17 protein-coding genes and 1 tRNA gene are annotated in these 14,934 nt (G+C 63.8%); 8 read left to right on the top strand and 10 right to left on the bottom strand.

From position 1 onward, the window contains the following. Positions 1-5: 5 nt before the first annotated feature. The gene (locus ABZ827_RS07335) at positions 6-878 is read right to left on the bottom strand and encodes an SAM-dependent methyltransferase (protein ID WP_357233738.1); all 873 of its coding nucleotides are present in this window, start codon (positions 876-878) and stop codon (positions 6-8) included. A 576-nt stretch (positions 879-1,454) separates the two neighbouring features. Between ABZ827_RS07335 and ABZ827_RS07330 the strand changes: the two genes are divergently transcribed. Further along, a complete protein-coding gene (locus tag ABZ827_RS07330; RefSeq protein WP_357233736.1) occupies positions 1,455-1,700 on the top strand; it encodes a hypothetical protein in 246 nt (81 codons plus the stop codon). Positions 1,701-1,870: 170 nt separating this feature from the next. Here ABZ827_RS07330 and ABZ827_RS07325 read toward each other — a convergent pair whose 3' ends face one another. From ABZ827_RS07325 to ABZ827_RS07310, 4 genes are all read right to left on the bottom strand, one after another. After that, the gene (locus ABZ827_RS07325; RefSeq protein WP_357233734.1) at positions 1,871-2,380 is read right to left on the bottom strand and encodes a thermonuclease family protein; all 510 of its coding nucleotides are present in this window, start codon (positions 2,378-2,380) and stop codon (positions 1,871-1,873) included. Between the two features lie 221 nt (positions 2,381-2,601). Next, on the bottom strand, positions 2,602-3,441 hold the full coding sequence (locus tag ABZ827_RS07320) for a helix-turn-helix transcriptional regulator (protein WP_357233732.1): 840 nt from the start codon (positions 3,439-3,441) through the stop codon (positions 2,602-2,604). Next, positions 3,438-3,953, bottom strand: coding sequence for a DUF6879 family protein (locus ABZ827_RS07315; RefSeq protein WP_357233730.1), 516 nt, complete (start codon positions 3,951-3,953; stop codon positions 3,438-3,440). Before ABZ827_RS07315 ends, ABZ827_RS07320 begins: the two co-directional genes overlap by 4 nt. Then, positions 3,931-4,260: a hypothetical protein gene (locus ABZ827_RS07310; protein ID WP_357233728.1), complete on the bottom strand. Its 330-nt coding sequence runs from the start codon at positions 4,258-4,260 to the stop codon at positions 3,931-3,933. Before ABZ827_RS07310 ends, ABZ827_RS07315 begins: the two co-directional genes overlap by 23 nt. Before the next feature lie 199 nt (positions 4,261-4,459). Here ABZ827_RS07310 and ABZ827_RS07305 point away from each other — a divergent pair, with 199 nt between their 5' ends. The 3 genes from ABZ827_RS07305 to ABZ827_RS07295 all read left to right on the top strand — a co-directional run bounded on the left by ABZ827_RS07305 (position 4,460) and on the right by ABZ827_RS07295 (position 5,849). Continuing rightward, a complete protein-coding gene (locus tag ABZ827_RS07305; RefSeq protein ID WP_357233727.1) occupies positions 4,460-4,759 on the top strand; it encodes a hypothetical protein in 300 nt (99 codons plus the stop codon). A gap of 167 nt (positions 4,760-4,926) precedes the next feature. Further along, positions 4,927-5,562, top strand: a complete 636-nt coding sequence (locus ABZ827_RS07300; RefSeq protein WP_357233725.1) for a DUF2510 domain-containing protein — start codon at positions 4,927-4,929, stop codon at positions 5,560-5,562. A gap of 17 nt (positions 5,563-5,579) precedes the next feature. Further along, positions 5,580-5,849, top strand: coding sequence for a DUF6221 family protein (locus ABZ827_RS07295; protein WP_357233723.1), 270 nt, complete (start codon positions 5,580-5,582; stop codon positions 5,847-5,849). A gap of 84 nt (positions 5,850-5,933) precedes the next feature. Here the strand turns inward: ABZ827_RS07295 and ABZ827_RS07290 are convergent, their stop codons facing one another. Both ABZ827_RS07290 and ABZ827_RS07285 read right to left on the bottom strand, forming a co-directional pair. Beyond that, the gene (locus tag ABZ827_RS07290) at positions 5,934-6,257 is read right to left on the bottom strand and encodes a hypothetical protein (RefSeq protein ID WP_357233721.1); all 324 of its coding nucleotides are present in this window, start codon (positions 6,255-6,257) and stop codon (positions 5,934-5,936) included. Positions 6,258-6,386: 129 nt separating this feature from the next. Further along, positions 6,387-6,752, bottom strand: a complete 366-nt coding sequence (locus tag ABZ827_RS07285) for a hypothetical protein (RefSeq protein ID WP_357233719.1) — start codon at positions 6,750-6,752, stop codon at positions 6,387-6,389. 794 nt (positions 6,753-7,546) lie between these two features. Here ABZ827_RS07285 and ABZ827_RS07280 point away from each other — a divergent pair. Beyond that, positions 7,547-8,542: a hypothetical protein gene (locus ABZ827_RS07280; RefSeq protein ID WP_357233717.1), complete on the top strand. Its 996-nt coding sequence runs from the start codon at positions 7,547-7,549 to the stop codon at positions 8,540-8,542. Between the two features lie 248 nt (positions 8,543-8,790). Here the strand turns inward: ABZ827_RS07280 and ABZ827_RS07275 are convergent, their stop codons facing one another. Continuing rightward, entirely contained in the window at positions 8,791-9,672 is an 882-nt protein-coding gene (locus ABZ827_RS07275) for a hypothetical protein (protein ID WP_357233715.1), read from the bottom strand. Between the two features lie 927 nt (positions 9,673-10,599). Here ABZ827_RS07275 and ABZ827_RS07270 point away from each other — a divergent pair. Together ABZ827_RS07270 and ABZ827_RS07265 are read left to right on the top strand one after the other, a co-directional pair. Continuing rightward, entirely contained in the window at positions 10,600-10,887 is a 288-nt protein-coding gene (locus ABZ827_RS07270; protein ID WP_357233713.1) for a hypothetical protein, read from the top strand. Beyond that, positions 10,839-11,612, top strand: a complete 774-nt coding sequence (locus ABZ827_RS07265) for a replication initiator (RefSeq protein WP_357233711.1) — start codon at positions 10,839-10,841, stop codon at positions 11,610-11,612. The genes ABZ827_RS07270 and ABZ827_RS07265 overlap by 49 nt, the downstream gene beginning before the upstream one ends. 45 nt (positions 11,613-11,657) lie before the next feature. On the opposite strand, the gene ABZ827_RS07260 is transcribed toward ABZ827_RS07265, so the two are convergent. Beyond that, positions 11,658-11,731, bottom strand: a tRNA-Pro gene (locus ABZ827_RS07260). A gap of 171 nt (positions 11,732-11,902) precedes the next feature. On the opposite strand from ABZ827_RS07260, the gene ABZ827_RS07255 reads away from it, so the two are divergent. Next, a complete protein-coding gene (locus ABZ827_RS07255) occupies positions 11,903-12,370 on the top strand; it encodes a hypothetical protein (protein WP_357233710.1) in 468 nt (155 codons plus the stop codon). A gap of 98 nt (positions 12,371-12,468) precedes the next feature. On the opposite strand, the gene ABZ827_RS07250 is transcribed toward ABZ827_RS07255, so the two are convergent. After that, a complete protein-coding gene (locus ABZ827_RS07250; RefSeq protein ID WP_357233708.1) occupies positions 12,469-14,736 on the bottom strand; it encodes a haloacid dehalogenase in 2,268 nt (755 codons plus the stop codon). Between the last annotated feature and the right edge of the window lie 198 nt (positions 14,737-14,934).

The following is a 14,934-nucleotide window of genomic DNA, read 5'->3' as shown; positions in this document are numbered from 1 at the left end:
CTGTACTACCGGCCGCCGGCGGCTGTGTGCGTAAGTCGAACCACCGAACTCCAAGGAAGCCAAGGCTTTTCGATCGGCTTACGGGGATCCGGCTGCGGCAAGAGCATGAGCGGCTTCATGTACCACGGGAGCCGGTGGTACTTGTGCGCCGCCGAGGCCAGCGATTCCACCTCGTCCGCAGTCCAGTCGAGGCCGGCGAAGAAGCGCAGCGGATCGACCGGACCGAACCGCCAGGGCGCGTTCGCCAGCGTAGTCGTATTGGATCTGCTCATCCGCTTGACAATGGCCTGATTGTTCACATCCAGTGCCCACCAAGCGATTTCAGGGCGAACCAACGCCGCGGCCAAGCTGACGACATCGTCCTCGGCGAGGTAGTAGACCAGTCCCTCCGTGAGCACCAGCGCCCGCCGCGCACCGGCGAGGGCCTTGTCGAGGAACTGCTCTCGCGCCTCGGGATCGGCGAGATCCACCGCCGTACGAGTGAGCGAGCAGCGCGGCGACTCGTCGGCCAGCAACTCGTTCTTCTCACCGACCGATTCGGGAAGATCCGCCTCGATCCACGGAAATTCGGACGGGAGGTCCAGCCGGTACGGGCGGGTATCCATTCCCGCGGCCATATTGACCACCCGGTCGCAGCCTTGCGCGAGGGTCTTCATTATCAGGTCGTCGATGACCTTGGTCCGCGTGACCAGGTTCCAGCCGTTGTCCACCAAGCGCGGTCCGCGGGCAGCTATGGCACGCCCCCGCTCCCCGGCGAGCCGGTCGGCGAGGGGGTCGTCGAAGAGCGCATCGGGGCGGGCCGACTCCACGGCACGGTAGGAAGCCACCCAGCGGGCGGTGTCGGACACGTGGGTAATCAGTTCATCGGTCTCGGCCACCCGTGCAGTCTCGCACAGCCGAACCACCGCCTCCGTCGACAGCGGCGGTCGACGACCGAACCGGGCGGCCACTGATCCAGCCGAGGAGAACAAGGGCTGCGCAAACAGGTCGACGCGCTGGAGCGCTGAGCGAGGGGCCCGGGGCCGAAAACGTGAGATCTCATGAGATCGTCCCGGAACCGATCGATATGCCTCAACGAGAAAACCCTCCGACCGCTGGTCAGGAGGGGTTTTCTTTGTCGGGCTGACAGGATTTGAACCTGCGACCACTTGACCCCCAGGGAACTGGAAAGTGTGGTCCAGTGTCCAACCAGTCCGGCCCCGTCCAGGTGGGAGGGGTTTCCGCGTCTACTTAGTGTCGATACGTCTACCTGTTCCGGATCAGTCTTGGCATACTGTCGGCACACTGGAAACCGCCGCTCACCTCGGCGAACACGACGGTCTGGCACACCGGCCGTTTTGTCAGCGCAGCGGTGTCACCATGGCCGGGCTGAACCTGTAACGAATCCCTCCGCGATGCCGCTACGTCATCGCCCCCGGCGCGGGTCGGGGATCACCACCACAGGAGGCTCCGAAATGGCATACGCGAAACTCAAATACGACGGCAACTCATACGATCTGGATACGGACAAGGCCGCCGAATTCCTCGAAGAGCTCCGGTACGCACTGCTGTCGGATAAGCCCAAGCTCATCGACGCGCCGTTGATCGCAGGTAAGACCGTCACGATCGCGGTGAGCATCTATACCCCGGTTGCCATCGAGAGAAATGCACCAGCCGGGGATAACGATAAGCCCAAGCGCAGGGTCGCGGCCGTCCTCTAGCCGCAACACGGAACCCGTGTTGCGCAACAGCGCCACCGAAAACAACCGGGCGCAACACGGCTACCGTGCCCCTTGGCCGAATTCTTGACCCACGCCCAGACAGCCCGGGCTACGTCGGTTCCGAACCCTAGTCTCTGAGATAGAGCATTGCTCCCGGTGACAGGGCGTTGTCACCGCCCGCCGTTGCAGGGCGGACCCCATAGTCCGACCCCGGCGTCCTGGGCCTCCTGCTCGGCCGCCGCGATCTGCGGCTGCAACTGGACCGGTTCGTCGTAGACGTAATTGCGCGCCACCCCGGCCCGTGCAGCCTCCACGCTGTAGATCCACCCGGAATCGTCGCGCTCCAGGTAGGCCAGCAGGCGATCGTTGTCGTCGCGCTCGTCCTGGGTGGAGTCCGTCATGACCGCCACTCGGCGGTTCAGCAGCTCTTGCTTCGCGAAGGTTGTGGCCTCCGGACCCCGGCACTCCACCGGCTTGTTCGGGTGCACGGTCTCGGGGGTGTCGATACCGAGTATCCGAACCCGGTCCTCTTGGCCGTTGTCAAAGGTGACGTCGACGGTGTCGCCGTCGACCACCTTGGTCACCGTCGCGGTCGATGGCTCGGCCTGGGCGATGGGGGCGCCGATAAGAACGGCGGCGGCAGCGGCAGGTGAAGCGAGGACAGCGGCCAGTCTGAGCATTGTTCCTCCAGGTGGTGAGGGGGTCCCCGACCTGGTGAAACGCTAGCGACGGCGGACCGGCCTCCGATAGCTCGGAGGGATCACAGTGCGCCCGGACCGGTCACGGTCGAGACACAGTAAACCCGCAGCTCAGCCACATTCCCGCCTTGACCGCCCGGCTGCGTCCAGATGGCTCCGCGCCTTTGCCGGCCGAATTCGAAAGGGCGCGCCGGGCGGTGTCGTTACTCGCTGCCCTCGCGCAGCTCCAGCTCGGCGACGATCAGGGCTCGGGCAGCGTCGCCGTGGACAGCCTGCTCCGACAGGCGGGTGAACACCTTCTCGTAGATGGCAATCTCTCGCGGCTGTGTGATGGCGGACTCGGCAGTGACGGTCTCCACCAGCACTTTGCGGCGGTCGTACAGCACGAAGTCGGTGGTGCGGCGGAAGTATGCGCTCTCGGCCGGGACGATGCCGAACACCAGCCGGGGAAGGTCCATGAGGGTGAGCACGTGCCGGAGCTGCGCCGCCATCACATTATCGGTGCCGACCGTGGTCCGTAGGGCCTGCTCGCCAACCAAGAGGTAGAAGCGATGTCGACCGTGGTGGAGCACCCGTTGCCGCTCCATCCGGGCCTCTACAGCGGCGTCCAGGTCGCGGCTGGTGTTCAGAAACTCCATGCCCGCCGCCATCAGCGCACGCGCGTAGTCCGGCGTCTGGAGTAGGCCGTGGAAGACCTGCGGGTCATATCCACGGAGGAGTTCGGTGCGTTCTTCCACGCCGCCGATCTGGCGCTGGTGGTTCGTGTAGCCGTGGCCGACGATGCGCCGCCACTCCATCCATGCGGCCGAGATATTGCGCAGCGTCGCCAGGAGATCTGGATACTCGTCGTCGGCGCCGGTGATCCGGCACCAAGCGGACAAGTCGTCCTCGGACAACGATTGCGTGCCGTGCTCGATGCGCGAGACCTTTGCCGCGTGCCAGCCTGCCTGTTCGGCCACCTGGTAGCCGCGCAGCCGCGCCGCCACCCGGAGGCCACGTAATCGGGCTCCCAGGTCGCGGCGCGCTTCCTCGACGTTGGTCACTTGGCGTAATCGGTGTGCGGGATTGCCTTTGCCCACAGCTCATCTCGAAGCTGTGCGTAGTGCCCGACAATCACGGGATCGGCAATCGTCGCCCAGCCCGGCTCGGCGGTGCCGTCGCGGTTGAACACGGTGTATGCGGCCATCTCGTCGTCGAACAGCCACCAGTCATCATCGGGCAAACCGGGCGGCGCATCCTGGCGCGGCAACCACCGGATGTCCTCACCCACCTCGATGTTGGCGGCGGTGGTTCCGACCGAGAACCGCGTGTAATCCCCGTGCGGCTCGGTGATCACACGGACCCGCTGCACCGCGCAGCCTGCCGCGGTGACCTCCCGCATGAGCGCGTGCCACCGCGCGCTTGCGGCCGGGTCCTGGGGCTGACCGCCCAGGAAACGCCGAACGCGGTCTGCTTCCCCGGCTACGCCGCTGTAGTCGTCGCGCACCTCCAGGTGGAATGCGCGGCGGTGGGTACGGAAGGCATGGGCGAGGTCATCGAACGTCAGGTGCTGCATCGCGCCTCCGCTCCGTGCCGACGGGCACCTCCACGGCCGACTCGTGGCCGGGTAGCTGGATCTGTTCCAGTGCTTCGGAATCGGTGACCGGTTCCCCCGTGAGCAAGAACGTGCCGTGCCCTGTGTCGTGCAGCAGCGCGCCGAGACACGTACCCGGTTTCAGGTAGCGGATCAGGCGGTGCGGAATCTCGATGGTGCGGGGGTCGTCGGTGCTCCAGCCCTGCCCGACGTATGTCCCCCGATCGCTGAGGAAAAGAGTCGGGCTCTGCCCGTCTGTGCTGTCTCCGCCGAGTCTTTCCAGCTTCATGGTGACGCCTCTCGTGGTGAGTACGAACGATTCCATCATCCGGCCGGAGGTGCCACGGTGTCTCGTAGTTCGCCGCAATATGCCGCAATTTCCTGTCACCTGCGAACTTCCCACGCTTAGCGTGCTTCTCATGCCCCGATGCCGGGGTGGTCAAGTCCTCCGCATCGGGTGCAAGCCAGTCGAAACCGAAGGGGAAACGATGGGGCCTACCGCTTTCGGATGGGTGGACGACGACGCGAGCACCGCGCCCGCATGGGACCGGGCGCAGGTCCGGCGGCTGGCCGAGCGACTCGGCTACCGAATCATCTGGCCCGACGAGTATTCCGTGCTGTCCGTCGCAGATCAGGCGCGGAACTCCGGGGCCGACGTGGTGATCGTCCCCGCCCCGGAGCATCTGGACCCGCTGGCGCTGAACCGGGTCATGGACGTCGTCGATGTCGAGATGGTGTCACCCCGACTGTCCTTCGCCCGGTGGTCGGTGGCCGGGGCTCGACGGTGACCGTCGTGCTCGGGCTGGCCGTGGCGATCGGTCTCCCGCTGGGAGTGCTGATTTGGGCTGCGTGCTGGCCGACCCGCCGCCGGTAACGCAATCTATGCCCCTGGCGATCCGAATGCAGGCCCATCGGGGGCATTTCACTCCACCACAAACCGACAGGAATACACCCCGTGAACGAACACCAGGCTGCGAATATCGACCGCCGAAGACGGACGAACCGCAACATCCTCATCGTGATCGGCGTGCTCGCCGTATCCTTCCTCCTCTGCGCAGGACTCGGCGCGCTGGTCGGCGACCCCGAGGCGTCCGAGGAGATCAGCCCCACGACCACCGAGGTAGCCGCCGCGTCCCCGCAGCCCTCAACGGCCGCCGTCGAACCTCCGCCCGCGCCTCCGGTGACCGCCACCGTCGAGGCCCCGGCACCGACGCCCGAGGCTCCCTCCGTCCAGCCGCCACCGCCCACACCGGTCGCCGGGACCTACCACGATCCCCGATGTGGTACGGCGAGCGAGACAGTCATCGCGATGATCGCCGCCGGTCTCACCGAGGACGGGCTGACTCTGACCAACGGAACCGTGGTGGACAACGGGATCGCAACCTACGTCGGTGCCACCACGATGAAGCCCACGGGCACGATGGAGAGCCGGGCGGACGTATGGACCATCGTGGACGGTGTCGTGTACGCCTCCAGCGGTGGAGCGCGGCGGCTGACCCTCTTCCCGAAAGCCCCCTACGGTAAGGGGATCGCGCCCGGTGACGAACTGGTGGCGCTCACCGATGAGTGTGTCGTCGACCTGACCCGATGACTGGAGATACTGAACCGATGACGGAACGGCTCGCCCATCTTCTTGCCGGGCTCGACAGTGACGAGTCCCTTGCCCGCGGAGCGCTCGACCCGAAACGCATGCCGGAAGCTATGACCCACGTCCAAGCTCACGAACCCGCCCGGGTCTTGCGCCAGGTGGAGGCGATCCGGAAGATCACCACCGAGTTCGAGGACACCCGAGACAATGCGGGGCTTGGCGACTTCGACGGCGGGTACGCTTCGGCGCTGGAATACGTGGTCAAGGCCTTGGCCAGCATCTACCCGTAGAGCGCCCTCTGATCTACCCCGGACACGACGAAACCGCCCCGATCCCTGACTTGGGATCGGGGCGGTGGTCTGTGCGCGGGCGGGTTATCCGGGTGTTGCCCGCAGCCAGGTGCTCGCGCCGCCCGTGACATCGACGACGTTGGTATTGCCGGCGTCGGCCTCCACCGTGAGCAGATCACCATGTGCCAGGGCCACCGGCGTGCCCGTGGTTAGCGTGTGCACGTTCCCGGAACTCGGCCGACTGATACCCGTGAACGGGTAGGTTGCGAGCGGCGATCCTGTATTGCCGTTCCGGATGATCCACAGCGCGATCGTGGTCGACCCGAAACCGGTGGCCTCGGAGATGATGTTGGCCGGCACTATGTAGTTGCCGCCGTTGACGATCTGGAGCGCATAACCGGAGAGCACTGAGTTCGCCTCGGCGGTCCAGTTCGTGACGGTCGCTTGCGCCGTGGTGATATCGAAATTGCCGTTCTTGGTCGTCCCCTGCTGGTAGGCGTCTCAGGCTTCAGGCGGTTTCCGGAAGTCTGTCCATGCCTACCCGTCGAACCAGCGGATGATGCCTTCCGCGTCGGGGTACCAGCCCGCCGGCGGAAGCTGTGGCCCGGACCTCTGTGGGGCGATGACGACAGGTGATGGATGTTTGTCGCCGACCCGTATCAGGGCTCGGATGATGAGCACGATGAGCGTGACCGCGAGCGCGAACCCAACGATGATGACCCACAGGAGGGGCGGTATCTCGGTGGCGCCGCCGATGAGTAGCAGGATCGGGATCCCGGCGACGAGGCCGGGGAAGATCCAATGCCATGTGGGTGTGATTTTGACTTTGGCGAGGGCCGGTTGCGGGGCATCGCCTGCGGGCGGCTGCCAGGGCTGCCAAGGTTCGGTGGGTGGCTGGTTCACGGGTGGCCTCTTGTCGGGTGAGGTGTGTCACCCGTCGATCGGTTGCCGTGCTGGTGGCGTTACCGGCGGGGGGGGGGAGAGAGAGAGAGAGAGAGAAGGGTATCCGCATGTTTTCAACCCTCGGTTGTGTGGCAACGCTTTTGGGTTGGCGCTGTCGGGTTGCTGGCGGCTGAGGATGTGTGACGCCTGATTGGTGGCCCGCGGTATCGGTTGGGGGCTCTACCGGGAAAAATTGGGGAAGTTTGGGAAACAGGGGTGTAGCCCCTGCCGTGTTTCTGCTGGTAGGGCCTTGACGTGCGTCTATCTGTCGGGCTGACAGGATTTGAACCTGCGACCACTTGACCCCCAGATCGGCCTGGGCCACGAATTCCCAAGTCACAGCAGGTTGTTGATGCTGCACGGCAAGTCAATGACGTGGGGATTGCTCACTTGCGTTCCCATCGTGTGGTCCCGTTCTGGTTCCGCTATCCACCTGCAAGAACTTCCTTTTAGCTCGACACACTGCCAGGCACAGGACCGGTCTACGATCAGCGCGTTTCGCCCCTCCGGCCGCGTAAAGTGGGCGACGCAACTGACTCCTGCTCCCTGTCGCCATCGTTGGACTTCAGATCGTCGCCGACCCAACTTGAACCTCAGGAATGGTGACGAGGCAACTTCATCGTGCAGGGGAAGCCTGGCGGCGCAGTCGGCGAGGGCGGTATTGCAAGCCATGGCCGGACGGACTGTATTGTCAAAATCTGCCACCACCGATTCTAGAAATTGCCCACACAAACCGAGTCAGGAATAATGCTCGCATGAACGCCAGCTTGGAAGGCCCCGACTGGAGCGCCGAGTACGACAAACGTGTGGGACAGTACGAAAAACTACGCGGAGAGGTTGAATTTGCCCTCGGGAACGCTCTCGCGGATAAAAAGACTCAAAGCATTAGTGTGCGGGCAAAAGAGCAAAATAGCTTTGTCGAGAAGATACAAAGAAAAGAATACGAAGACCCGTTCGGGGAAATGCCCGATATTGTTGGTGCGCGGATTGTTTGCCTTTTTCTCGAGGATATAGATGAAGTAGAATCGATTATCAGAGAAACGTTCGAGGTAAAGAGTAAGGAAGACAAGACCGCACTGTCCGCGCCTGATACATTCAGTTACCGATCGGTGCACTTTGAGTGCGCCATAAAAGACGAACACAGCGGTCCGCATTATGATGGAATTAAAAATCTCACCTTCGAGATTCAGGTGCGGACCATACTGCAGGACGCGTGGGCTGTAGTCGAGCATGCGTTGGCATACAAGGGTTCGAGTAGCATACCTATCGAACTAAAGCGCGATTTCTCTGCATTGGTCGGCCTTTTCCATTTAGCTGACAAGATTTTCCAGCAGCTCCGCCATGGCATTGAAAAGTCCGAGTTGGATGCCGCTACGACAGTCGACGCCCTCGGCGATGAGACAAAAGAAGTTGAGGTTCCAATCGACCGCGGAACGTTAAAGGCATACCTTCGACGCATATATCCAAACCGCCTATGGGCGAAGGACGCTCATTACTCAAGCCTGGTTGACGATTTGGCGGCAGCCGATATACGGACCCTGGGTCAGCTGATAGAAATACTGGAAGGTGACCCGGAGCGAGTTAAGGTGGCGGAATCGGATGAGATTGGAAAGGGGCCATACTTCGATCTCGATGGAAAAAGGTATAAAGAGCTAGGCGATACGGGATTCGCCCGTGTCGTGGCAGGAATGGTGCTGGAGGATTTTCGAGATAGCCGAAAAAAGTTTCGATTCGTCAAAATGGACGAGTGATTCAAACCGGAATATCCCGTCGGAATACAGCCCATGTTGGCCCTACTGGGTGGTGGCATGCGCATAGGTCGGGCTGGCTACCCGCCTGCCCCTATAAAGCCTGCCCTTCTCGCATAGAGGCTCCGGGGTCCAGGGTGGCAATAGCCATCAGCGGAGCTGACGCCGGAGGCGCCCTTGACGCTGGGGAACACAATGCAGGCCACCACCGAGCAGGGCCACGCAGCCGGAGGCTGCGCACTTCTCGAAGCTCAGCGGAAGATAGCGATGGGCTCCAGCCACAATGCTGGGCCATGGATTTCACCATCCTCACGCCGAACTGTCATATCGAAGGTTGTAGCAGGTTCGATGAAATTGGAAATCGCTTCGCGCATGATTTCCTTCTCAAGGGTGGTCGCAACTCCCTCGTTGATAAGCCGAAGGGTTTGCATCCATTCATCGGGAGCCAGAACCCGATGAACCTGGCCCACTATTGTATAAACGCCACCGAGCGACCGTGTGCCGCCTATTATCCAGCGGTCGTCCAATTCCATGCCCACGGCCGGACCGGGGCTTCCCGTGGGCTCAGCCAGTACAGAGAACGCATTCCTTTCTTCTCCACCAAGAAGGAATCTGACCATATTCGCAATCTGCCCAGTCTGCTCTATATCGCCGTCCGACATTTCCCCAAACAATGTATTCCGGTTGGCGACCTGTCCTGAATACCACAGAAAAATGCGCAACACTGCATATATGGGTACCACGTCAATGGCAGCTTGGATAACAAGTGTATGTCCCGGTTCAACTCCTTTTAGCGCTTCGGGGCCCCACCCTTTAAACGTTCCGAGCGCCTTCCTATCTCGAAGCAGGTCGTACCAGATCTGAAATATCGAAAAACGAGTCCGTGTCTTAGTTAGAGACTCTTCCATCGTGGTCGAGCCCTTTTTTGAGTAGTCACCCTTCAGATTTGCAGCTCCGACCGCCAGGCCACCGCCGAGAGACCCTCCACCCTCTCGAGCTATCACCGCCTTCGATACGACGTCGTCAACTTGGCCCGCTTCTAGAGACGAAAGAGAGTTGGTTACCAGTTCGTCGTTGAGATAGAAAAACCCCCGATGCAGAGCTTCTTCCGGCGGCTGATAGATAGTTCCCATGGGGCGCAGTGTAGTTCGACCAGTGCGAAGAGTCCTAGAAACAGGAGGGGATGACGCTCGTAAGCTGGCCGCTCATCGATTGTGTTGGTGATGCTGCTGGACCACAGCCAATCACCCCGGGCGTTGCCGGCCGATTCGTGCTCGGGCTGCGGGAGACCAAGCCGGGTACGGCACACGTCGTGCCCACACTTCTCGGTTATCGAAAATCAACCATCTCGGGTCGGAAGCGGGTGGTGCCAGCGTGCCGCCGACGCGCCCGGTTGGGCCGCCAGCGCAGCCAGGCCCGGCCGGTTGTGTGGCGGCGGCGCGCATGCGCCGCCGCTCTTGAACCTATATGGCGAAAATCGGCAACAACTCGCGCGAGGTGAGGTGCGTCCGGAGAATTGACCGTATGACTGCTCTAGTGCTCACGCCGGAACGACGAAACACGTTGGCCGAGTTGCTCGATGGCGGTGCGCGGTTGCAGGCCGAGTATCCGAAGGTGGCCGAGTACCTGGATACGGATCCGATGTTGTCGGGAACCGATGATCCGCAGGCAGATGCGGCATTCGATCTGCGGTTCGTGCACTACATGACCGGCGGTGAGTCCGAGTCGGGTAATCCGTACTGGGACATCGTTGCGCCAGCGGTCGGGCTCGATGGTGACCGCCGGGTGGTTAACGGGGGAAGTCGGCAGTGTTCGGGTGGGGTTTGTGCAGACGATCTTGCAGGCGGCCTACGCCTACGCGGTGCCGTCGCCCGAGACGCTGGCGTGGGTGAAGAACTTCGCTGGTGGCCGGTGGTGGAGCTCGGTTCCGGGAGGGGCTACTGGGCGCGGTTGCTGGCTGATGGTGGCCTACCGGTGCGAGCCTTCGACTCCGAACCGCCGGATTCTCCGAGAACGCTTCGTTCCCGAAGTCGGGCCAATAGCAGAGTGTGTGGTATCCGGTGGGTGGCCTCGACGGTTTCGGGGCTGAGCTGGATGTGGGTTCGGTGCTGTTCCTGTGCTGGCCGCCTGGCTGGGGTAATCCGATGGCTTCCGAAGCGCTGGAACTGTTCGAGTCGCGCGGCGGTCGGCGAGTGTTCTATCTCGGCGAGCCGAAGGGCGGCAAGACCGGTGACTACGCGTTCTTTGATCCCCTCTCTGACGGTTGGGTCCTGGAATCGCAAGACACACAGTATGGTTCGTGGTGGAACCTTGCCGATGTAGCGCAGGGGTGGGTCCGCCACGGATAAGCTCTGCCGGACTTCCGGGATGCCGCCCTCGAACTGGCCCAGCAGGAACACATCTGTGCCCGGCCGATTCCAATGCTGGCCTACGACTCGAAAACCCTGACCGAGGAATACGTCGGGCCCCGTGCAAGTCCACGATCGCCTCGGTGTGCCCGGCCTGCGCCGACAAGGCCCGGTTCCTGCGAATCACCCAGTCCCGCGAAGGCTGGCACATCGCCTCCGAACCGGAAAAAGAGGAATCCCCCCGACCGAGCCCAGACCGCGCTGCTTGCGGCTCGTTCGGATCTGTTCGACGCCTTCCAGAAGGCCAAAGCCGAAGGGGACGCGGACATGATGTCCGGGATTCGGGAAGTCGTCGCCGACCTCGACAACGAGATGAAAGACTCCGGATTCCGGGGGACGCCTGCCCGCTCTGGACCGAGAGTGCAAGCCGCGCGGGGCTTGCTCCACCCGCCGCCGCCAGGATGCCCCGAACCTTCCGCGGCTCAAGATCGAAAAAACCACAGTCGGCCGCGAATACCCGGGGGACACCGGCCCTCGAAGTTCATCACCCTGACCATGCCCTCCTACGGGGCCATCAACTGCTCCAGAAGATCGCCGGGCATGCCGACAGCCGGACCACCGAGCGATATCTACACCCGGATCAACAGGAGATCACCGGCGCCGGAGACAAGCTCTCCAAGCACCTCCGGTCCCGTTCTGGTCCCGCTCTCCGGGTGGTCGGATGACAAAGAAAACCCCTCCTGCTCTGGTCAGGAGGGGTTTTCTGGTTGTCGGGCTGACAGGATTTGAACCTGCGACCACTTGACCCCCAGTCAAGTGCGCTACCAAACTGCGCCACAGCCCGTCGCACCCCTTCGGGGTGCTCGATGAGATTACCTCAGAGAGGTTCGAGAGAGCTAATCGGCTGGTCAGAGTGGGTTCGGCGGGTTTGGGCGTTGCCGTTGCGCGGGCGGAGCCGTTAGGGTTGGCGAGTCGAATCGGGGCGGGGATCGGACTCGACAGGATGGGCAATCTGATGCATTCAACAGCACAACGCCCGCATATGGTCTCCCGGATCGCGGGAGCGATCATCTGGGCTTTCGCTCTTGTCGCGGCAGTTGCTGTGCCCGCGGCGGCCGCGCCCGAGGCCCCTGACGGACCTGCGCCCGGTCCGCTCGTCGTTTTGAACGACTACTGCCAGGAGTCCGGCGCTGTCGGGCAGTTGGAAGACGGCAGAACCGCTTATTGCACGCCGGTGGCGAACACCGATGCCTTCGTCTGGTCGTATTCGCGGAACCCGATGCCCCGGGATCCCAACACTCGCGAGTACAGCTGCACGGAGAACGGATGTAACTTTCCGGACGGTTCGGAGGTGCCCGCCTACCAGCGCTGCGGCATTCTCTGCGGGGAACCGCCGACCTCCGGTGATGTGCAGAGCGGGCTGGATGAATGTTTCCGTTCCGGAGCACCGTTCGAGGAATGTGAGGGACGGCTGAACGGCTGAGCTCGGCGCGGCCGGGCTACCCAGTGTCGAATAGACCGGATTCGACCCGGCGACCACTTGACCCCGAGTCGAATGGGCTGCTCGTGCCTCACGGTCGGTCAGGTGCAGGCGGCGCGGGTGGGGAGCAGTAATGGCGAGGCCGCATCGACTGTCCGGTGACCCTCGGGTGTGTCGAAGGTGAGTGCCGGACCGGCGAGGAGGTGGACACGGGTGTGCTCGGGCCGGATATCGACGGTCACGGTGCTGGCGCCGATGCGTAGCCGGCGAACTGTCATTCCCTGGTCGAAACCGGTGGGCAGCATCGGGTCCAGCCGTGGACCGGTTGCGGTCCACCGCAATCCGGTGGGTCCGTACAGCAGGGCGTGCAGGAAGCCCGCGGCGCCGGTGAGGAAGATCCACGCGGGCTGCCCGGCGCCCTGTCCGGCGGTTTCGCCCGGGGATTCGGTCTGGAAACCGAAGGGGCCCTGGCTGTAGGGGGCGACGGCGCGATCGAGGTACCGGCGGGTGGCGCACGGGTCGTGTTCCGCGGCGAGTATCGCGCCCACGCTGCTGCTCATATTCGGGCCGTCGGGGTCGGTGCGCGGGAAGTAGTAGTGCATCGTCGCCGACGGGGAGTAGTCGGGCGCGGAGTACGTGTACGGGTAGCTGATCAGTGCGACATCGGCCTGTTTTATCTGTTGTCCCGCGTAGCCCCGGTACTCGGCGGGGACTCCGGGCGCGATATGGCCGGGCAGGGCCATATTTCCGGCGATATCGTCCCAGCGGGTGTCGACCGGCCGGCCGGTGAGTTCCGCGGCGGTACGTGCGAGCCGCATGGTGTTGGCTACACCGATATTCGTGAGGGTGTGATCCACGGTGGCGACGGCATATTCGTCGGCGGCGCTCGCCGGGGCGAAATGGTATTTCCCGTCGGGCAGTTTCGGTCCGACCCGGGCGACGAGGTAGTCGGCGATCGCCATGATAACCGGTGCCCCGGCGGTACGTAACCAGTCGCGATCGCCGGTGGCCAGGTAGTAGAACCATTGGGCGAGCGCGATCTCGTTCTGTAGATGGGTCTGGTCTAGACCGCATTTGAGCGGGGTCGGGCAGTGCTGGTCCGGGCCGTTGTTCCAGGGGTAGACGGCGCCGGGCATACCGAACGACCGGGCGTTTGCCAGGGCTTGCGGTAGTGCCGCGACGCGCATCTCGACCACGGTGCGGGCAAGCTCGGGATGGAGTGCGAGCAGGGCCGGGAAGATCCAGGTGTCGGCGTCCCAGAAGATCATGCCGGCGTAATCGTCGGAGGACAGTCCCGCGGGCGGGATCGACCACCGTTGTCCGGCGCGGACGCTGGACAGCACCGAATACAGGGCAGACCTGATCCAGGCGCGATAGTCCGGGTGCCCTGGGATCTCGATGGCCGGTTCCCAGAGCCGGTGCCATTCGCCGGTGTGTTCGCCGTGCAGGGCGTCGAAGCCCGCCGCCAGTCCGTCCGCCGATGCCGATCGGGCGACGGTCGCCGGATCGGCGGCGTCGGCGGTGGACGAGAGCCCGACATATTTGGTGAACGTGTACCCGTCCCCGGCCGTTACGGGTTCGGCCACCCGAAGGCCAGCGGTGGCGCCCGAGGCCGGCACAGGTTCGGCCGGGGTACGGCTCGGGGTTACGAGGGTGGACACCTCGAAGGCGGTACCGGTATCTCCGGCCGCGCCCACACCGACGGTTGTCCGGTACCGAGCAGGGTCGGTTTCCGCGACGAGCGGAGTCACACGGCGGGCCGCCGCGCCGTCGAGCAGGTCGGTGACCACGACCGTACCGGTGAAATGCGGTGTGAGGGTGAGGCGTTGGATGCCGAGGTTGGGGCGGGACCGGGAAAGGAAGGTCTCGTATACCAAGTCGACGCGGTAGCCGGGGGCCGGCGTCCAGGTGGTGGCGGTGGTGACGGTCGCGGTGCGGAAGTCCAGGCGCTGCCGGTATCCGGACAGGGTCGCGGGATCGACGCCGGGGGCGTAGGTGTGCTCACCTGCCGAAACGGTCAGCCCGGTCCAGGCCGGGAGGGCCGCGATCGTTTGGTCGAAGGTGGGGCCGTCGCCGGTGCGTGCGTAGAAACCGGCGGCGAAGGTCCCGGTGTAGCGGGGCTGCTGGAGGGGCCACGAAGTCAGGTTGTCCGGGCCGTAATCCTGATATCCGGCGCCTGTCGGTGGTACCACCGTCCCGAATGCGCCGTTGCCGAGGAAGGGCGCGCGGCGATGATCTTCCGGCACGTAATCCGCCGAGACGGCGGTCCAGTCGTCGTCTGCCGGTCCCGGTGCCTCGGCGAACGTTCGAGCCGGGACCGGCGGCGCCAGCAGGGCGAGACACGCGACGATCAGGATTACGAAGCGCATCCGAGCAAGGTAGCCCGGCCGCCCGGCGATTCGAGTCGTCGATGCACAGTCGGCGAGTCCCGGTGAGTACCTGTTAGGGCCGGTACCGAACCTGCGGTGATACCCGCTCCGGCCCGGATGCGCGCCGTTCCCCAGTCGCTGTTCGGCCGGATAGTGGCTTCACCCGTGACGGGTGAGGTGTGCTCAGGCGTGTCCGGG

The sequence above is a fragment of the Nocardia sp. NPDC019395 genome (assembly GCF_040632335.1).
GTDB lineage: Bacteria > Actinomycetota > Actinomycetes > Mycobacteriales > Mycobacteriaceae > Nocardia.
Note: the sequence above shows the minus strand (reverse complement) of the source record. Positions and strands in the feature narration are given on the sequence as shown.

What these genes read in the sequence shown, in the direction of transcription:
- ABZ827_RS07330 (WP_357233736.1), top strand. Translation starts at nt 1,455, where the DNA reads ATGGCATACGCGAAACTCAAATACGACGGCAACTCATACGATCTGGAT.
- ABZ827_RS07325 (WP_357233734.1), bottom strand. Translation starts at nt 2,380, where the DNA reads ATGCTCAGACTGGCCGCTGTCCTCGCTTCACCTGCCGCTGCCGCCGCC.
- ABZ827_RS07315 (WP_357233730.1), bottom strand. Translation starts at nt 3,953, where the DNA reads ATGCAGCACCTGACGTTCGATGACCTCGCCCATGCCTTCCGTACCCAC.
- ABZ827_RS07310 (WP_357233728.1), bottom strand. Translation starts at nt 4,260, where the DNA reads ATGAAGCTGGAAAGACTCGGCGGAGACAGCACAGACGGGCAGAGCCCG.
- ABZ827_RS07305 (WP_357233727.1), top strand. Translation starts at nt 4,460, where the DNA reads ATGGGGCCTACCGCTTTCGGATGGGTGGACGACGACGCGAGCACCGCG.
- ABZ827_RS07295 (WP_357233723.1), top strand. Translation starts at nt 5,580, where the DNA reads ATGACGGAACGGCTCGCCCATCTTCTTGCCGGGCTCGACAGTGACGAG.
- ABZ827_RS07280 (WP_357233717.1), top strand. Translation starts at nt 7,547, where the DNA reads ATGAACGCCAGCTTGGAAGGCCCCGACTGGAGCGCCGAGTACGACAAA.
- ABZ827_RS07275 (WP_357233715.1), bottom strand. Translation starts at nt 9,672, where the DNA reads ATGGGAACTATCTATCAGCCGCCGGAAGAAGCTCTGCATCGGGGGTTT.
- ABZ827_RS07255 (WP_357233710.1), top strand. Translation starts at nt 11,903, where the DNA reads ATGCATTCAACAGCACAACGCCCGCATATGGTCTCCCGGATCGCGGGA.
- ABZ827_RS07250 (WP_357233708.1), bottom strand. Translation starts at nt 14,736, where the DNA reads ATGCGCTTCGTAATCCTGATCGTCGCGTGTCTCGCCCTGCTGGCGCCG.